Annotated in this window: 21 protein-coding genes and 2 pseudogenes; 13 read left to right on the top strand and 10 right to left on the bottom strand. The window is 48.4% G+C overall.

The genetic code is table 11. From position 1 onward, the window contains the following. The first annotated feature begins 70 nt into the window (after window positions 1-70). A pseudogene (locus JCM11217_RS03015) lies at window positions 71-2,056 on the top strand (hydantoinase/oxoprolinase family protein). 30 nt (window positions 2,057-2,086) lie between these two features. Here the strand turns inward: JCM11217_RS03015 and JCM11217_RS03010 are convergent. Beyond that, window positions 2,087-2,971 (bottom strand): hypothetical protein, encoded by an 885-nt coding sequence (locus JCM11217_RS03010; RefSeq protein ID WP_054842008.1) that lies wholly within the window; start codon window positions 2,969-2,971, stop codon window positions 2,087-2,089. Between the two features lie 73 nt (window positions 2,972-3,044). Here JCM11217_RS03010 and JCM11217_RS03005 point away from each other — a divergent pair, with 73 nt between their 5' ends. The 3 genes from JCM11217_RS03005 to JCM11217_RS03000 all read left to right on the top strand — a co-directional run bounded on the left by JCM11217_RS03005 (window position 3,045) and on the right by JCM11217_RS03000 (window position 4,238). Then, window positions 3,045-3,509, top strand: coding sequence for a hypothetical protein (locus JCM11217_RS03005; RefSeq protein WP_243678160.1), 465 nt, complete (start codon window positions 3,045-3,047; stop codon window positions 3,507-3,509). Continuing rightward, window positions 3,481-3,696, top strand: coding sequence for a hypothetical protein (locus JCM11217_RS13235; protein WP_243678159.1), 216 nt, complete (start codon window positions 3,481-3,483; stop codon window positions 3,694-3,696). The genes JCM11217_RS03005 and JCM11217_RS13235 overlap by 29 nt, the downstream gene beginning before the upstream one ends. Before the next feature lie 149 nt (window positions 3,697-3,845). Then, on the top strand, window positions 3,846-4,238 hold the full coding sequence (locus JCM11217_RS03000; RefSeq protein WP_054842007.1) for a hypothetical protein: 393 nt from the start codon (window positions 3,846-3,848) through the stop codon (window positions 4,236-4,238). Here JCM11217_RS03000 and JCM11217_RS02995 read toward each other — a convergent pair. The 3 genes and pseudogenes from JCM11217_RS02995 to JCM11217_RS02980 all read right to left on the bottom strand — a co-directional run bounded on the left by JCM11217_RS02995 (window position 4,235) and on the right by JCM11217_RS02980 (window position 5,827). Continuing rightward, window positions 4,235-4,594 (bottom strand): hypothetical protein, encoded by a 360-nt coding sequence (locus JCM11217_RS02995; RefSeq protein ID WP_054842006.1) that lies wholly within the window; start codon window positions 4,592-4,594, stop codon window positions 4,235-4,237. The genes JCM11217_RS03000 and JCM11217_RS02995 overlap by 4 nt on opposite strands. Before the next feature lie 42 nt (window positions 4,595-4,636). Continuing rightward, a pseudogene (locus JCM11217_RS02985) lies at window positions 4,637-5,390 on the bottom strand (thermopsin). Window positions 5,391-5,416: 26 nt separating this feature from the next. Continuing rightward, on the bottom strand, window positions 5,417-5,827 hold the full coding sequence (locus JCM11217_RS02980; protein ID WP_054842003.1) for a hypothetical protein: 411 nt from the start codon (window positions 5,825-5,827) through the stop codon (window positions 5,417-5,419). A 104-nt stretch (window positions 5,828-5,931) separates the two neighbouring features. Here JCM11217_RS02980 and JCM11217_RS02975 point away from each other — a divergent pair, with 104 nt between their 5' ends. Further along, window positions 5,932-6,615 (top strand): TIGR00266 family protein, encoded by a 684-nt coding sequence (locus tag JCM11217_RS02975; RefSeq protein ID WP_054842080.1) that lies wholly within the window; start codon window positions 5,932-5,934, stop codon window positions 6,613-6,615. 6 nt (window positions 6,616-6,621) lie between these two features. Here JCM11217_RS02975 and JCM11217_RS02970 read toward each other — a convergent pair whose 3' ends face one another. From JCM11217_RS02970 to JCM11217_RS02960, 3 genes are read right to left on the bottom strand one after another with little or no spacing between them, the layout of a single operon-like run. Further along, window positions 6,622-7,167 carry a hypothetical protein gene (locus tag JCM11217_RS02970; protein WP_243678158.1) on the bottom strand — a complete coding sequence of 182 codons (546 nt, stop codon included), beginning with the start codon at window positions 7,165-7,167 and terminating at the stop codon, window positions 6,622-6,624. Next, complete coding sequence (locus JCM11217_RS02965; RefSeq protein WP_054842001.1) at window positions 7,101-7,610, bottom strand: hypothetical protein; 510 nt, start codon at window positions 7,608-7,610, stop codon at window positions 7,101-7,103. Before JCM11217_RS02965 ends, JCM11217_RS02970 begins: the two co-directional genes overlap by 67 nt. Continuing rightward, on the bottom strand, window positions 7,610-7,855 hold the full coding sequence (locus tag JCM11217_RS02960; RefSeq protein WP_054842000.1) for a hypothetical protein: 246 nt from the start codon (window positions 7,853-7,855) through the stop codon (window positions 7,610-7,612). The genes JCM11217_RS02965 and JCM11217_RS02960 overlap by 1 nt, the downstream gene beginning before the upstream one ends. Window positions 7,856-7,912: 57 nt before the next feature. On the opposite strand from JCM11217_RS02960, the gene JCM11217_RS02955 reads away from it, so the two are divergent. The 3 genes from JCM11217_RS02955 to JCM11217_RS02945 are packed head-to-tail and all read left to right on the top strand — an operon-like array spanning window position 7,913 to window position 9,745. Continuing rightward, entirely contained in the window at window positions 7,913-8,287 is a 375-nt protein-coding gene (locus JCM11217_RS02955; RefSeq protein WP_054841999.1) for a nucleotidyltransferase domain-containing protein, read from the top strand. After that, the gene (locus tag JCM11217_RS02950; protein WP_054841998.1) at window positions 8,275-8,676 is read left to right on the top strand and encodes a DUF86 domain-containing protein; all 402 of its coding nucleotides are present in this window, start codon (window positions 8,275-8,277) and stop codon (window positions 8,674-8,676) included. The genes JCM11217_RS02955 and JCM11217_RS02950 overlap by 13 nt, the downstream gene beginning before the upstream one ends. A gap of 31 nt (window positions 8,677-8,707) precedes the next feature. Next, a complete protein-coding gene (locus JCM11217_RS02945) occupies window positions 8,708-9,745 on the top strand; it encodes a hypothetical protein (protein ID WP_054841997.1) in 1,038 nt (345 codons plus the stop codon). Between the two features lie 64 nt (window positions 9,746-9,809). On the opposite strand, the gene JCM11217_RS02940 is transcribed toward JCM11217_RS02945, so the two are convergent. Genes JCM11217_RS02940 through JCM11217_RS02930 form a run of 3 tightly spaced genes read right to left on the bottom strand, consistent with a single transcriptional unit; the run spans window position 9,810 to window position 11,918 of the window. After that, window positions 9,810-10,946 carry a hypothetical protein gene (locus tag JCM11217_RS02940; RefSeq protein ID WP_054841996.1) on the bottom strand — a complete coding sequence of 379 codons (1,137 nt, stop codon included), beginning with the start codon at window positions 10,944-10,946 and terminating at the stop codon, window positions 9,810-9,812. Further along, window positions 10,946-11,614: a hypothetical protein gene (locus JCM11217_RS02935; protein WP_054841995.1), complete on the bottom strand. Its 669-nt coding sequence runs from the start codon at window positions 11,612-11,614 to the stop codon at window positions 10,946-10,948. The genes JCM11217_RS02940 and JCM11217_RS02935 overlap by 1 nt, the downstream gene beginning before the upstream one ends. Beyond that, on the bottom strand, window positions 11,586-11,918 hold the full coding sequence (locus JCM11217_RS02930) for a hypothetical protein (protein ID WP_243678157.1): 333 nt from the start codon (window positions 11,916-11,918) through the stop codon (window positions 11,586-11,588). The genes JCM11217_RS02935 and JCM11217_RS02930 overlap by 29 nt, the downstream gene beginning before the upstream one ends. A 114-nt stretch (window positions 11,919-12,032) precedes the next feature. On the opposite strand from JCM11217_RS02930, the gene JCM11217_RS02925 reads away from it, so the two are divergent. From JCM11217_RS02925 to JCM11217_RS02905, 5 genes are read left to right on the top strand one after another with little or no spacing between them, the layout of a single operon-like run. Further along, complete coding sequence (locus JCM11217_RS02925; protein ID WP_054841993.1) at window positions 12,033-12,428, top strand: hypothetical protein; 396 nt, start codon at window positions 12,033-12,035, stop codon at window positions 12,426-12,428. A gap of 20 nt (window positions 12,429-12,448) precedes the next feature. Next, window positions 12,449-12,853: a hypothetical protein gene (locus tag JCM11217_RS02920; RefSeq protein WP_054841992.1), complete on the top strand. Its 405-nt coding sequence runs from the start codon at window positions 12,449-12,451 to the stop codon at window positions 12,851-12,853. Window positions 12,854-12,859: 6 nt separating this feature from the next. Next, complete coding sequence (locus JCM11217_RS02915; RefSeq protein WP_054841991.1) at window positions 12,860-13,609, top strand: hypothetical protein; 750 nt, start codon at window positions 12,860-12,862, stop codon at window positions 13,607-13,609. Beyond that, complete coding sequence (locus JCM11217_RS02910) at window positions 13,567-13,914, top strand: hypothetical protein (RefSeq protein ID WP_054841990.1); 348 nt, start codon at window positions 13,567-13,569, stop codon at window positions 13,912-13,914. Before JCM11217_RS02915 ends, JCM11217_RS02910 begins: the two co-directional genes overlap by 43 nt. Then, window positions 13,899-14,948 carry a hypothetical protein gene (locus JCM11217_RS02905; protein WP_054841989.1) on the top strand — a complete coding sequence of 350 codons (1,050 nt, stop codon included), beginning with the start codon at window positions 13,899-13,901 and terminating at the stop codon, window positions 14,946-14,948. The genes JCM11217_RS02910 and JCM11217_RS02905 overlap by 16 nt, the downstream gene beginning before the upstream one ends. Window positions 14,949-14,957 lie beyond the last annotated feature (9 nt).

Here is a 14,957-nt window from a genome sequence, read left to right as displayed (position 1 = left end):
TTAATCAACAATAGCTTGTCTTATAGCAAAAATATAAAAATAACGTAACTATCATAATTTACGATAAATAATGGCGGTGGTTGCCGTAGATGTTGGTGGTACGTTCACGGATTTCGTAATTCTTAGGGGGGGTGATGGTACCATATACTCAATTAAGGTTCTTAGTACTCCGAGGAGTCCTGAGGTTGCTGTGCTTGATGGTTTGAAGAGGATTAAGGAACCTATCTCTGAGGTTCTTCATGCGACTACCATTGGCACTAATACCCTGCTTGGGCAGGTTGGTCTTGAGATCCCCAAGGTGGCTTTATTTACCACGAGGGGGGGCTTTAGGGACGTTATCGAGATTGGCCGTCAAAATAGGCCTAGGCTTTATGACTTGTTCTTCGATAAGCCGAGGCCCCTGGTCCCTAGGGAGCTTAGGTTTGAGGTTGATGAGAGGGTTTTGGCTGATGGCACGGTGGCTAAGCAGGTTGATCCTAGTGAGGTTGAGGAGTACGCCGTTAAGGCTAGGTCAATGGGTGTCGTCAGTGTGGCTGTTTCATACCTTCATTCATACATTAACCCAAGTAATGAGGAGGTTACGGGCGATGTACTTAGGAAGTATTTCAAATACGTAAGCCTATCAAGCAGGGTTGCCCCCCCAGAGCCTAGGGAGTATGAGAGGACCTCGACTACAGTCGTTAATGCTGTCCTCATGCCAATAGTCAGCGAGTACATAGCAAGGTTCTCCGAGGGCCTTAAGGAGCTTGGTATTGGTAAGTTCTATATAATGTCGAGTGCGGGTGGTCTTGTGGATGCAAATGAGGCTGTGGAGAGGCCCGTTCAATTAATCGAGTCTGGTCCCGCAGCCGGCGCTGTGGCTGCTGCGGAGTTCTCTAAGTTAATTGGTGTTGAGAACGTCATCGGCTTCGACATGGGTGGTACCACGGCTAAGGCATCCTCAATACTCAGGCATGAGCCTGAGGTGACCACGGAATACGAGGTCGGTGGTGAGGTACACCACGGGAGACTAGTCAAGGGCAGTGGCTACCCAGTTAGGTTCCCATTCATTGACTTGGCGGAGGTCTCGAGTGGTGGTGGGACTATTATTTGGCGTGACGAGGCAGGGGGGGCCTTAGGGTCGGCCCCATTAGTGCCGGGGGGGCTGATCCAGGGCCTATATGCTATGGTAGGGGGGGTGGTAAGGAACCAACACTGACTGATGCAAATGTTGTCCTTGGAAGGATTGGTGAGTACCTACTCGGTGGTGAGATGAGGCTTGATAGGGACGCTGCGGTTAAGGGATTGGCGAGACTCGGTGACTCCATCAACGTGGCCCTTGAGGCCATTAGACTTGCGGTTGTTGAGATGGCTAGGGCTGTTAGGCTTGTGACTGTCGAGAGAGGTCTCGACCCGAGGGACTTCACGTTAATGGCCTTTGGTGGCGCTGGTCCTCAATTCGCACCTTACATAGCTGAGGAGTTGGGGATTGGCTCCGTGATCGTGCCGCCTGAGCCAGGTGCCTTCAGCGCCTTGGCCTGTTGATGGCTGATGAGAGGTTTGAGGCTAGGTCGTCATTCCCAAGGGATCTTGAGGATGGATTTAAGAGACTTGAGGATGAGTTACTCAGTAGGTTGGGTAGGGTTGATTACTTCCTTAGGTATGCCGATGTTAGGTATGTTGGGCAGGTTGGGAGTTAACAATACCTGTCGGTAGGCCGGCGAGCATGGGGGGATGTCGAGAGGGCATTTAATGAGAGGCACTACGCGACATACGGCTTTAAGTTGAATAAGCCGTTGAGGTCGTTACCATTAGGGTATTCGCGGTAATAACGAGGGTTAAACCGAGATTCAGGGCGCCAAGGACCAATGGCGAGGCTAAACCAAGGAGCTTTAGGAGGGTGTTCTTTGATGATTGGGTTGAGACGCCTATTTACTGGCGCGAGGAAATACCAATGAACCAGGTAATTGAGGGGGGGCCGGCAATAATCGAGGAGTACGGATCAACCATAGTAGTCCCACCAAGATGGAGAGCCGTAGTTGGGATGTATGGGGGGGAGGTAAGAATAACGCATTAAACCCATGAAGGTCTAGTTGTAACGCCACCATTAGTAGCTTACTCTTATAATGCGATTAATGAGCTGGGTCATTGACCTGGAATCGCCGATTCTCCTAATCCCCATAAACACTGACGGGGGGGCATACTCACCATGGCCCAACACCCTCATTAGTAGGTTCACGGCCCAAAGACCCATTGATAGTTTGTACGGCAATACCAACGACCCTGCAATTGAGGATAGTACTATGGATAGTGCCAGCTCCATTGCACGCCTACACTTCAACCGCTCACACAGCCTAACCGCATCATCATTTAACCAGGTTATTATTGTTAATGCATCATTAAGTGTGACAATACCCTCCTTATAGATGGCGTGGAGTATCGTTAAAACGACCTCGGCACTCCTATCAATCGCGCTAACCTTAATGCCATGATATTCACCAAGAGTTTTTAACTTAAGGAAGTCCTCACCCCTGGCGTAGGTGAGGTCGGCAACTGACGGGTGTACATATAGATCCACGTTAATACCATCCTTAACAAGAGTTATTGTGTAAGGCTCATAAAGAAGCAACCTATAACCACGCTTAATTAATCGAGCCGCAGCCAATAGAACCTGGTCCCTCCTAACCAGGACATCGACATCTGCCGGCACGTAGACGACAGGCTTAATTAATTTTATGAAGGCGTGCTCAATACCGTTAAGCGCATCCTCAACCTCAGAGACCATGTTAATAACTCTCCTAAGCCCATTTTCCTGACTCTGCCGTAATTCGCCATCATAATTAACGGCTCTAAGTACGTGAAGCAACACCTTATTAAGTCTGGCAAGTTCAATAATGCCTTGATTAATCTCAACATGCTCACCATTAATCAATACCTTAAGTAACATCCTAAATTCCTTGGCATTATCAAGGCCCTCCGTATTTATTACCATTCAATCACCAATAGAGCCGCGCCATAGTGCAAAGTGATACTACGCTTTTAAATTAAACTGATTAATTTAAACCGTGGAGCCCAGGGAACTACTTGAAGGCATTAGAAAGGCCCTGGAACCGCTCAATGAGGCGATACTAAATCACCCAATGATTAGGGATGCTGAGGAGGGGGGGCGTTTACCAATAAATACAATTAGGGCATTTGTAATGAATCAATGGTACATAGTCAACCACGACCTGAGGTCGCTAGCCATAGCCCTGAGCAGAACTAGGAACATCACGGAACTTGAGTTCATGAAGATGCTACTTGATGGTGATTACGGCGCACTTCATGAGTTAATGAAGTTAATGAGGGAGCTGAATATAGAGATTAAGGACCCATTGATGCTCGAGGTGGTACCAGAGGCCGTGCAGTACACGCATTACCTAGCCTGGCTGGCCAACTACGCCACTATTCAGGAATTCGCGCTGGCAATAATCGTCAACATGCCAGTGTGGGGGTCAAAACGTGGTCAGGCTTGGCAATGCGTTACGTAGTAAGTACGGTATTAGGGAAATTGGGTTCTTCGAGGCCTTTAGAGGTCCATTCACGGAATTGGAGAATAAAGCCCTTGAGGTAGTTAGAGGTATTGATGAGCAGTCTATTGTGAGGGCCAGGAACATGGCATATATCATACAGAATTATGAGAAGGCCTTTTGGGATGCAGTCTATAGTGTGCGTTGACCTTAATCAAAGTAGATTATTTATATTATTATTAAATTCTTTATTGTTTATATAATTAATCCTGTGTCAGGCAGTATTTGCTTCAAGAAACTATAGAAAAAGATGTTCTATAGCTTAAGCCTTAAAAATTGGATTTAGTGTGATAATACGTGGAGTCAGACCCAATATCACTGGTTAATAACGCACGGAGAGACCTTCAAACAGTGGTGGATTTGATGAATAGTTATGAACGGACTAAGGACGCAGCCATCCTTAGTAATATCGTGAAACTAAGCCTATCAATCTATGACAATGCCATAAATGCTTTCCTAGCTGTTAGGGGCATTAGGGTTAGGAATCCTGAACACTTAAGCCAGGTTGTCCATAACTTCATACCAAATGACGTGGTTAGTTCTGATTTAAGGGACTTCCTGATTAAATGCTTCTCACAGACCGATTGTAATGCCGACTTCATAGGTGCTAGGGTTAGGGAGTTGGGTAGACTTGTTGATTACGTGCACTCAGTATCAACGCATAGCGTAATTCATAGGGGGGGTCTCTAACCCTTAATACCGTACTTACTAATCAATTCCTTAATTAAAGATTCAAGGTCCTCCCTCTTAATCATCTTGCTCTCAATTTCATCGAGCCTTCTCTCCACATCATTTATTCTACTCCTCAGTGCATCAACATCGCCGTAATGCCCAGGTGGTATTGCAAGGGCAGTAAGTATCCTAAGGAGCATTGCCGGCACTGCAAGAGGTAGTGATGCGGTGAGCGCTATTAATCTAATTAGGGTTTCGGGCCTATTCATCAACGCCCTAACCAATGCCTCTGGGTTTGTCACTAGCAGGTCATTTAAAGCATCAATGAGCAACTCGGGATTCTTCTTAAGTCTCTCAATATCCTCATTAGCCATACACAGCATTGGTAATGCAGGCGTTAATAAACGCTGTGGTTACTAACCACTCAACTCCTGGTAATTATTATGACCGACAACTAACTCGGCCGTTGAGGGCCCAATGGGCAGCACATAAACGTTAACCGCATACTCGCCGGTGGATACACCGAAGGAGTAGGTTATTGGGTATGGCGCCCATGAGGTCCCATTCCAATAAAGCAGCGATAGGTACGCATTTAAATCCCTAAACTCAACACCACCGCCATTACCTGGTCCGCCGATTACGAATTCCGTATCCATGGGCCAACCATAAGGTCCCTCGGTGGGGGCTGGTCACTATGTAGGCTGTGGCGTTTGGGATTGGTATTAACTCATGGGCGAACCAATCAATCCTTGGGGTGAAGGTCTCATTACCCAACTGAAGCAGTGCATATCCGAAGTTAATGACTACGCCATAGCCCGTTGAATTAACGGAGATTATTAATAAACCAGCCATTGGAGTCTCGAAACACCCAAGTACGCACCTACCCTGCTCATAAATAACGTTCCTGGATGAACCAATGTAATTAACGACATCCATCTCACCCTGAAACCAATACTGACCACCAATCACAACGAGGGCATCCTGAACCCAGTGAATGATGTAATTATCACCGTATTTAATGACCACGTAGGCATTCAACTGAAGAGAGAAGCCGGGCGCTGCGGAGCCCGTGGAACTCTCGATGTAGGCATTAGTTATGTTAAAGAACCCAAGCACGGAATCAGTCGTTATATTGCTATAGCCCGGCCCGTAGTAAGCCGCGATGCCCATGGCCGTGTAATTAAGAACCCTATAGGCTATCCCGGTATTACCACAGACCAGTAAGCCATAACTACCAGGGCCGGGACTAACCACGTAAATGCCAGGCACAGAACTAAACCAGGTATAATTACTTGGCGCCCTAGGTCCACCACCCCCCCATGAACGCAGTGAGAATTGGTGAGTAGGTAAACGTATGAGCCATTAACAACCTCAATAAATAGGGATTCACCATCCGTTAAGTTGACATTAACAAGGCCCCCCCAGGAAGAACAAGGGCCACCGGTAATTCCTGTGCTTGACATTGGTATGCTCATCGTATTGTTAATTGCATGAGTAATTACATAATTAATTCCGGAAAGCACTAGGCTATTAAGCGATGGATTCACTAGAAACGCCAGTGCCACCAATGCAATAATGATTATTAATACCGCACCTCCCAACCTCATTACACAGTTAATGTAGTGAATTATTAATAAACTAAACTCACTGTAACCTAACTCCTCAGTTCGTGAAATTAACCTTTAAAATAATTAAATACAAAGTGGGAACCATGGCGAACTTCAAAATAATGGGCAATGACATTCAACACCTATACGTCGAGCTTGGTCCAGGCGAGAAGATATATGCCGAGGGTGGGCACTTGATTTGGAAGTCCTCAAGCGTTAACATAAAGGCAACGACAGGGGGGGGAGGGCTGCTTGCTGGGTTGAAGAGGGCGATAACGGGAGCGAGCTTCTTTGTCCTGGAGCTTGAGGGGGGGCCTGGAGCCGTGGATATCGCGGGCTTTGCGCCAGGTAAGATCGTGGAGATTAACCTCAATGGTAATGGCATCCTGGTTGAGCACAAGGCCTTCCTCGCCATGGAACCCACGGTGAATTACGACGTTAAGCTGGTTGGTTTAGGCTTCGGCTGGCTTGGTGGTGAGGGATTGCTCATGGCTAGACTTCATGGTTATGGGAGAGTATTCCTACACGCAATTGGTGATGCCCTAATGCTTGAGCTTGGCCCTGGCGAGAGCCTCGATGTTGAGGCCGGTCACGTACTGGCCTTTGATGAGGACATGAGGGTTGGCGTTAGGCGTGTCGGTGGCTTGAGGACAATGCTCTTCGGCGAGGAGGGACTGTGGCTGGCGCACGTTGAGGGACCCGGCAGGGTTTGGCTAAGGACACTTAGTAGGCAGCAGATGATAATGGGCTTGATGCCGGAGCTGGCCAATGTGGTGAGGTCGAGTTAGGACGGGTTAAACGTTCTTGGTGATCTCCCTAATAACGTCACTTGGTTCAACACCTATCGACCTCTTGCTCGCCATAACCCTGAGCACCCAGTAATAGGCAGGTAATTGGGGGGGCAGTATGGTTATTACATTGCCCGTATTCACATCCCTAACCCAGGGCTCATTAGGTAACTCACTCAGTCTCAACTCATAGTCATAAACGTTAAGGAAAACGTTCATAGCAAGAAGCTCATCAAGGGCCATGCGGGCTGCATTGCCAAGCCCATGAGCTCTAGCCTCGGCAATATTAAGCCCATACTCACTAACTTCCTCAAGGAGGGCCAGTATGCCATTAACGCCGCTCAACTTAATTATCACATCCCTAAGCCACTTCTCGATACTCCAATCATTGTTAAACACAATCCTCGCCAACTCCCTGAGGTTGCCGCCAGTTAATTGCCAGAGGAGCTCCGCATCTATTGAGCCGCTTGGCTTAACCTTCATTATTACCTCATTGAGTATGTCCATGAAGTCGGCCTTTGGTATATACCAGAGCAGTAACCCCTCGAGCAACCCCTTACCGCCATATTTCCTAACCATATTAACGGCGCCCTGATCACTAAAGCCAAATACGACAGATAAGCCTGGACCTTGCCCATTGTTGGGAAGTTCTCAAAATGCTCCGCATAGCTCATAACCTCACCCTCAATAGGCCCATAACCAACCTGGGCATTATCGGGTGCATTAAGCATGGACCTATACCACTTATCTAGCTCATCAAAGATGAGCACAACGTACTTATCCCTAATCACCGCCTCATCACTCACACCTTTAATGATATCCATAAACAACCTACCAACACCAACCACCGCACTAAGACCAATCCTATCAAGTACCGGCTCCACGTCCCTCTCCACAGCCCTAATTATTGAATCCCTAACACCACCAGCTAGGCCGGGTATATAAGCCCTGATAGCATTCATGAAGCCCTTCTCCTCGAAATTTACGTAAATCACTATGACGTCACTCTTGACCTCGCTAAGTGCCCTGGCCAGTTCATGAGTAGCGTTGATTTACCACAACCCAATGGCCCATAAACAATCTTAACGCCAACTAACCTATTGACAAGTCTCTCAACCTCCAACTCCCTATCCCTAAAGGCTATTGGGAATCCAACGACACCCCCCCCGAAGTACGCGCCATAGCCCTTAACAATCCTAGTCAACTCACCAATGTCGATACCAGTTAATGGATTAACCACAGGTAATTACTAACGCCACAGTTTAATAACACTTAATTTAACTGGCAATGGGGGGGAATGCAGGACTTAACCAAATTCCCCTGGCAGGAATTCAACATAGAATTCGCAATACTCTTCGGCTCAAGGGCAGGTGGGAAGATCATTAAGGGCGACTGGGACATCGCGGTTTGGTTTAATGACATCAACGAGTACGCAGACCTATTGGCATCACTGGCCAGGTTCCTAGGTGTTAGGGAGGACCTGGTGGACCTGATACCGCTTAATCATAGGCTGCCCTGCCAATTAATAATCGAGATATTCCGCCACAGGCCAATATACGTTAGGGACATTGGGAAGTACCTAGACATTAGGTTTAGGCTTCAGAACCCATGCGTCGACTTCTTCATAAGCATGAGGAAGCTCGGCCTCGGTGAGCCGCCATGGCCGTTATAGGCAGGTTATTGAGGATAATAGAGGAGAGGGAGGCACTACTCGATAGGTACTCACCCGATGAATTAAGCGATATTAAGACGTACTACTCAGCCATATACCTACTACAGACGCAGGCCCAGGCACTAATCGACCTAGCCCAGAGGGCGGCCACGCTAATGGGTATGGAGGTCAGCGGCTACGTGGACGCCGGCGAGAAGCTAAGCATACTCGGTGTGATAAGCCCTGAGGACCTGAGACTCTACAAGTCCATAGTGACCTTTAGGAACATAGTTGTTCATCAATACGCGGTAGTTGATCTCGAGGTCATTAGGAGGATCATAGCGAATAAGGAGTATAGGAAGGTTACGGAACTCGCCAGGAAAATAGCCAGCAGGATCAACGACCCATAAAGCTATTAAGGCAGGAAAGCAGTAATGCATCATGGGACTAAGCGATTGGTGGTACTACACAGGACCGGCAACCAAGGCAATAACAATAATAGGAATTGTCGCAATAGCCCTTTTAGCAATAATAATAGCCAGCCCACACGTAAAGCCGCTGCAAGCAATAGATAAGTCCCTTGGCTTAACCCAGGTGCAGGCGATTTACGTGCCCGTGAACCACACGGTTTACGTAAACCAGACAGTGGTTAAGTACGTCTATGTGAATGAGACTGTGCCTGTGTACGTGAATAGGACTGTTTATGTGTATGTGCCGAGCAACGCCTCCTTTGGGGGGGTACCCATCTACAATGATACTGGGGGGGTTTGCCATCTATACAGCCTAGTCCTCCCGAACGGCACTATTTGGACGCTTGGCTACTGGATACCCACCCAGTGGGCCTGGAACCTATTCCTACAGAATGGCACGATAATTGAGTGGGGGGGAAAATTCCCGGCAGTCCCATACGGCCAGGAGCTGTACACTGAATACACTACATTTGCCGTGTTCCCTGGGCTGGGTACCGCCTACTTTAGCGGCATGGAGTTCATAACCGCGATACCCAACACGCCACAGCCCAACTGGATAAACATGATATACATTGGGGGGGACTTCATGGGTGTAGGGCCCGTGATGTATAATTGGCATGACTACTGGGGGGGCATAGACAACGGCACTGAGGTGCTTTTAGACACCTGGAGCCTCTATTTACCATGGTTACTGCCCCTCAGGAACTACACAACCATAGTACTGCCTGTCAATAGGACGTACCCAATAATCATAGAGTTCTTCTCGGCAACCCACGCACCATCCCTCGCAATACCATGCAACTGGACAATAATAGGCCCAGTAAACCCACAAATCGCATTAAGACTACCAGCGCCAATGGGTTACGTTTTAAATGAGGAAACTTACTACGTAGTCTTTGGCAATTATAGCGCACCAGGTTGGGGGGGAATTACTTGGGGGGGTGCGTGGGTTTGGAATACAAGCTACCCACCGTTAAACATAACCAATCTACCCTGGCCCGTGCAATAGAATGAAATATTATTAAAAATTACGTGATATTAATTTAAAATTGAAGCATTAAAATTAATCGATTTCACTTAGCAATATAACTTGAGCATACGTATGTTATGTCTACTGTGGCTGTTGTTGATCCGCTCGTGCCTGAGACTGACTGGCTCAGTGTGTCTTGGCCGTTGCTGAAGGTTACGCTACTCACTGATAGCTGGTAGCCCGATACACTGCATTGTAGGTATGTCGTGAAGCCGGCTGGGTATTGCCCACCGTTGGCGGTGTACAGTGTTACGCTCACCATGTATTGAGTTGCTCCCTGGCTCCAGCTTAGGCTCCAGTCGGCCTGTGATGCTGAGTATGGGTCTAGGTTCCAGGAGAGTTGATAGGGCACGCTGGCCGACGTCTTGTATATATTCAGGCTTACGCTTGTGTATCCTTTTAGCTTTACGTAGTCCTCAGAGTACTCGGCGGTTGCTGTGAACGTCGCCGTCACGTTTTGCGTTAATCCGCTTGGGCAGTCGTAGTCTACGTACTCGGTTGAGCCGTAGTATTTACTGTAGTAGTACCAGGGCTTCCCATTTATGTACAGTTTGCCCTGCCCACTAAATGAGTTTGACCAATAGAGGAATTGCCACCACTCATCCTGGCTGATGGACTGGGATGAAGATGCGGTCAAGGTGGTAAACAGCGAGTCACCAGACTGAATGAAGTACGTGCCAGAGCCATACGGACTTGCACTAGGGCTTGGCGCACCACTCGGGCTCGACCCAACGCTGAGTGTAAAGTAGCAGCCGTAGACCGTGTTACTCGGCGGTGGTTGGCTGCCGCCATTGCTTGTGCAGCTTACTGTGAATGTGACTGAGCCTCCTGGGTTGGCGCTGGTGCTCGTTGGGCTTATTGTGCATGTGTAACCGCTTGGGTTGCTTGTTATTGATGCCTGGAAGTAGACCCTATCACCGCTGGGTGCGCTCACAGACCAACTATAATCGCCACTACCACTCTCCTGGCCCGGGTTAATAGAGCCCCCCCACGCATCATGCCAAGAGACGAGCCACGAAGCACCAAGTGTGTCATTAGTCACGCTAACGCTTATTGAGTTGCTACCGCCTGGCGGAGGTGGCGGTGGAGGCGGTGGGGGGGGTGGTGTGTACTTGGTGCATGTTACGTTGAAGGTGACTATGCTCCCGGCGCTGTAGGTTCCGCTGGTGCTGCTGGGCATTATCTGGCAGTTGTAGCTTGCGGCGTGCTTGTTATTGATGACGTGAAGCTTATTTGGATTGGGACGTAAGGCGGGTTTATGAACCAAGTGTATGACTGGCTCTGGCTCACTGAGTAGGACTGACCAGCGTAGTTCCACGCAACCTCCCAACCGGCACCATATGGGTCGTTAACGGCTACATCTATGAGGCCAGAACTGGGCTGTAATTGCAACTGAGGTATTAATGGTATTGAGTTCACCGTCGATACATTGGCGCTGAATTCCTTAATAATGCCTGGGTAGTCCGTTGGTGAGACTAGCACGGTTATTGAGGCTGGTTCGTAGCTTAGGCTTAGGGTGTAAACGTAGTACTGATTCACGCCTAGCACCAGGTTTGGTGCATACTCGTGAATCGAGCCATCGACGCCCCTGACGTATACGTACTTAATCACTGCCCTGTAATAACCAATGTTGTACATTGGTACGTACAGCGTCCCATTCGCGTAGACCGGCTGTGGCAGGTATATGTATAGGCCCGTGTAGGCGAGCCTCGCGTTGTTGGCCGTCGACACGGTGATCGTTAGGTAGGTTAAACCGCCAATTAGCACCAGGCCAAGTGCAATGGCCAGTATCAACGTGAGCCCCCCCTCGAGGACCAGGTCAGCCAGCGCCATAACCAAGCACCTCATAACCCGTGGCATTACCCACGGACTTAACGACAATCACGCAACCATTTAGGAATAACAACACCTCACCATTAATGCCCGATAGATCCATTGATTGGTAATAACCGGGCTTCACCACACTCGGTACTGAGTACTCGACATAGGCACCGTATGGGAAGTAAAGCGTGTTATTGACTAGGTAGGCGGTGCAGGACCTTGACAACTGAATGACCTTACCGCTTATCCTGCCCGCCATCGTAGATGATTGATATGCCGTGTATAGGTAATCACCCATTAGGTAGATGATTAGTGATGCGGTGATTATCAATAGTGCGAGGACTACTATGCCGCCTATCGTGAAGCCCCCCTCGACATATAAATAATTACTTAACAGGGCATTAAAGCATTACTGCTTTTAAGGGGGTTCCAAGATTGATTACTTATGTCGGCTGCTCAGTGGATGGTTACGGTATCCCAGGTACTCAACCTACTGGTTTCGACAGACATGGTGTACATAGGCATAGCGGCCCTGGCGATAATGGGCATAATAACCGTGGCCCTATACCTAATGGGTAGGCCAAACGAGATTTGGGACTTCATTGACGAGGTTGTTAATTACCTAGCCATAATTGGGGGCGTCATGTTGGCCATAGCCATAGTGAATAAGGTGCTCGTCGGCTCGCTAACCATAGATCCCGTTACAGTTTATAAGACTATTTATGATTACGCATGGAATGCCGTTAGGTTTAGGGCGTGGCTCATTTGGAACACCTGTACTTGTCCATTGACTTACCCTTGGTGTGACGTTAGGAGCGTGCAAACTGAGAATGCACCCTGATCCTGGAGTCCACGGAGGACGTGGTACCCATGATCTACCTGGCCCAGTGGGTGCCGGGTCTATCTTCCCTTCTAATTGCCGTTGGCCTTGGTCTATCCGTATCGAGGCTTAGGAATATTGGTTCCCTACTCATTGCTGTGGGTCTTGGGCTTTATGTGGTTGTTGTTGGTGGTGCTGCCGTAATAGCTTCGCAGCCCTTTTATACAGCCATGGTTAATGATGGTGCTATTTCATACATAGTTAATCCGAGGAATTTCGAGACCACGTGGTGTGAGAACGTGGGCCTTAGCATAAATGGCCTTGGTAACGTACTTAGCGCCTACAATAGGCTTGCTGTTTATATCGCCCAAGCAGATACGATAATCCTAATACTCTATGCCTTACTCTTTGCGGTTATTTACGCCATTAGGTCCGCGTTGTCGTGACCTTCCATGCTTGGTCTAGTCCTTGTTGTAACCGCAATAGCTGGTTCATTGATTGTTAGGGCGTTGAATGCCGTAGTTAGGGGGGGCGGGGGGGAGTTTAGGGTTGATGCTGAGGATCTTGCCTGGTACGCCATAGCCCTCGCCCTGGTTACGAATTTCTTCAATTTAATACCAACTCGCCTCTACTCAATCAGTGCCGCATTGGGTATAGTCAATAAATTACTGGGTGCTTACAATGGATTGATAGGTTCATTGAGTTTGGCGGATGCCCTACTTGCTGTGGCCGTTGATGTGGGCCTACCCATAGCTGAGGCTGCAATGTACGTAGCCACTGGGTCAGGTCTTGGCTCAATAGCGATCATTATCGACGTTATTGAGCGCCTAATTACCCTAACGATTAATTACGTGGTTCACGTGCTCTCAATGCTTGTTGCCGCACTGTGGCTTATTAGGTATGCCGTGATTATTGGTGCGGGGCTTAGGCGCTTACTACCATACATGGCCTTCTTCCTCGTTATACCAAGGGTTAGGAACATAGCTGTAATACCCGCCGCACTCTACCTAGTACTGGGCGTTGCGTTACCTCTCGGTATAAATACGGTACACCCGCCTCCATTAGTAAATACGTTTAACGAAACCCTCACCACGCCCAATGGGTTGGGTTTCACAAGCATCGAGGTTCTCGACGAGCTGGGTAGCCTTTACCGGCCGTATTGTGCGTTGGTGGTTATGGGTTTCCATATAACGAAACCATAGGCCTACCCAATGGTGCTGGCGTTGTTGCGTTACCAGCTTATGTGATGAGGAGAGGGCCGATTCTTTACAGGGTTTATTGCGTGGTGTCCCTATTCATTAGATTCAGCATTGATAGAATCATCATGCCAAGTATATACCCTAACGCCAGCACCGTGATCATCAGGTTGCCGATGATTGCCGTGTTTAATGATGACTCGTTGGTTGCGCTGTTTAACTATACGTGGATAGGTAACGGCAATGTGGGCATTAACCTAAACAATGGGTATGCCATCATTAACGTGACGACGCCGTGCCAAGCAACCTAACCTTAATGGCGTATGCCTCGCAGGTAATGCTAAGATTAGTTGGGCCCGTCAACGACAATTGCTCGGTAACGTACTCCATGAGTGAGGGTACGCCCGTAGGCCTTGTTTCGCAGTCCTGGGTGAAGAACGTAATCTCCGACCATGAATCATTCTGCCAGGGCCTTGAGCAGGTAGTAAACCCACTAACCATGTACCAGGGATTCGCGGCACCACCACAGGTTATGAACGCCATCTTAAGCACTGTAAATAATTACTGCAGTGGCCCCCCCGGTAATTATACGTCCGTGATCCATGAACTAAGGAGCATTAGGCTTTCTGCATCGTTTAGGTGCCACGGCATGTGCAATGGTACCGACGTAAGTATACTGGTCATTGGTGTTGAGCCATACGGCTTGAATTACTACGCATTATGGAGTGGCACGTACATAACCTGGTTTAACAACTCATTAATGGTTATTAGAAACGTTGGGCTAAACCCATTTAACCTAGGCGTGTTGATAAACCTATTCATAAGCGCCACCTATTACTCAGCGCTTCTCCTGGGCTTCATCGGCATAGTCGCCATGGCTCCAAGGATTAGGCATTGGGCTAGGTTAATGGATGTGGTTAAGGTTAAGCTTGGCATTGGCTATGAGGACCTGGTTACGATCGCGAGCCCAGTGGTATCGATGGTCACTAGGGATAGTGCTAAGCGTGAGAGTCTCGTGAGGAGGTACGCCACATTGAGGAGGGTTTATGAACTGACTAGGCGTAGATACGCAAGGCATGCGCTCAAGACTGCGTATTGGGCTGTTAGGGATTTACCGAGGATCTCAACTGCGCCTCATGTCCTATTACCAACACTCTATGGTGTATCTCTAGCTAGGGAGTATTTAATGAGGAGGGTGTCGATGATCGAGAGGAAGTACGTAAGAGAGGCATTAAGGGCTGTGGTGGGTGTTACGTTATCGCCAAGCCTAGTCCTTAGGCCCTACTCGTTGGTAAACCCACTATTTCGACAGGGAGTTAATGCATTGGCTAGGTACCTGGTTTAAAGGTTAGCG

Origin of the sequence: Vulcanisaeta distributa JCM 11217 (assembly GCF_001316005.1) — an archaeon.
GTDB classification, from domain to species: Archaea; Thermoproteota; Thermoprotei; order Thermoproteales; family Thermocladiaceae; genus Vulcanisaeta; species Vulcanisaeta distributa_B.
This window is presented reverse-complemented; position numbering and strand designations above follow the sequence as displayed.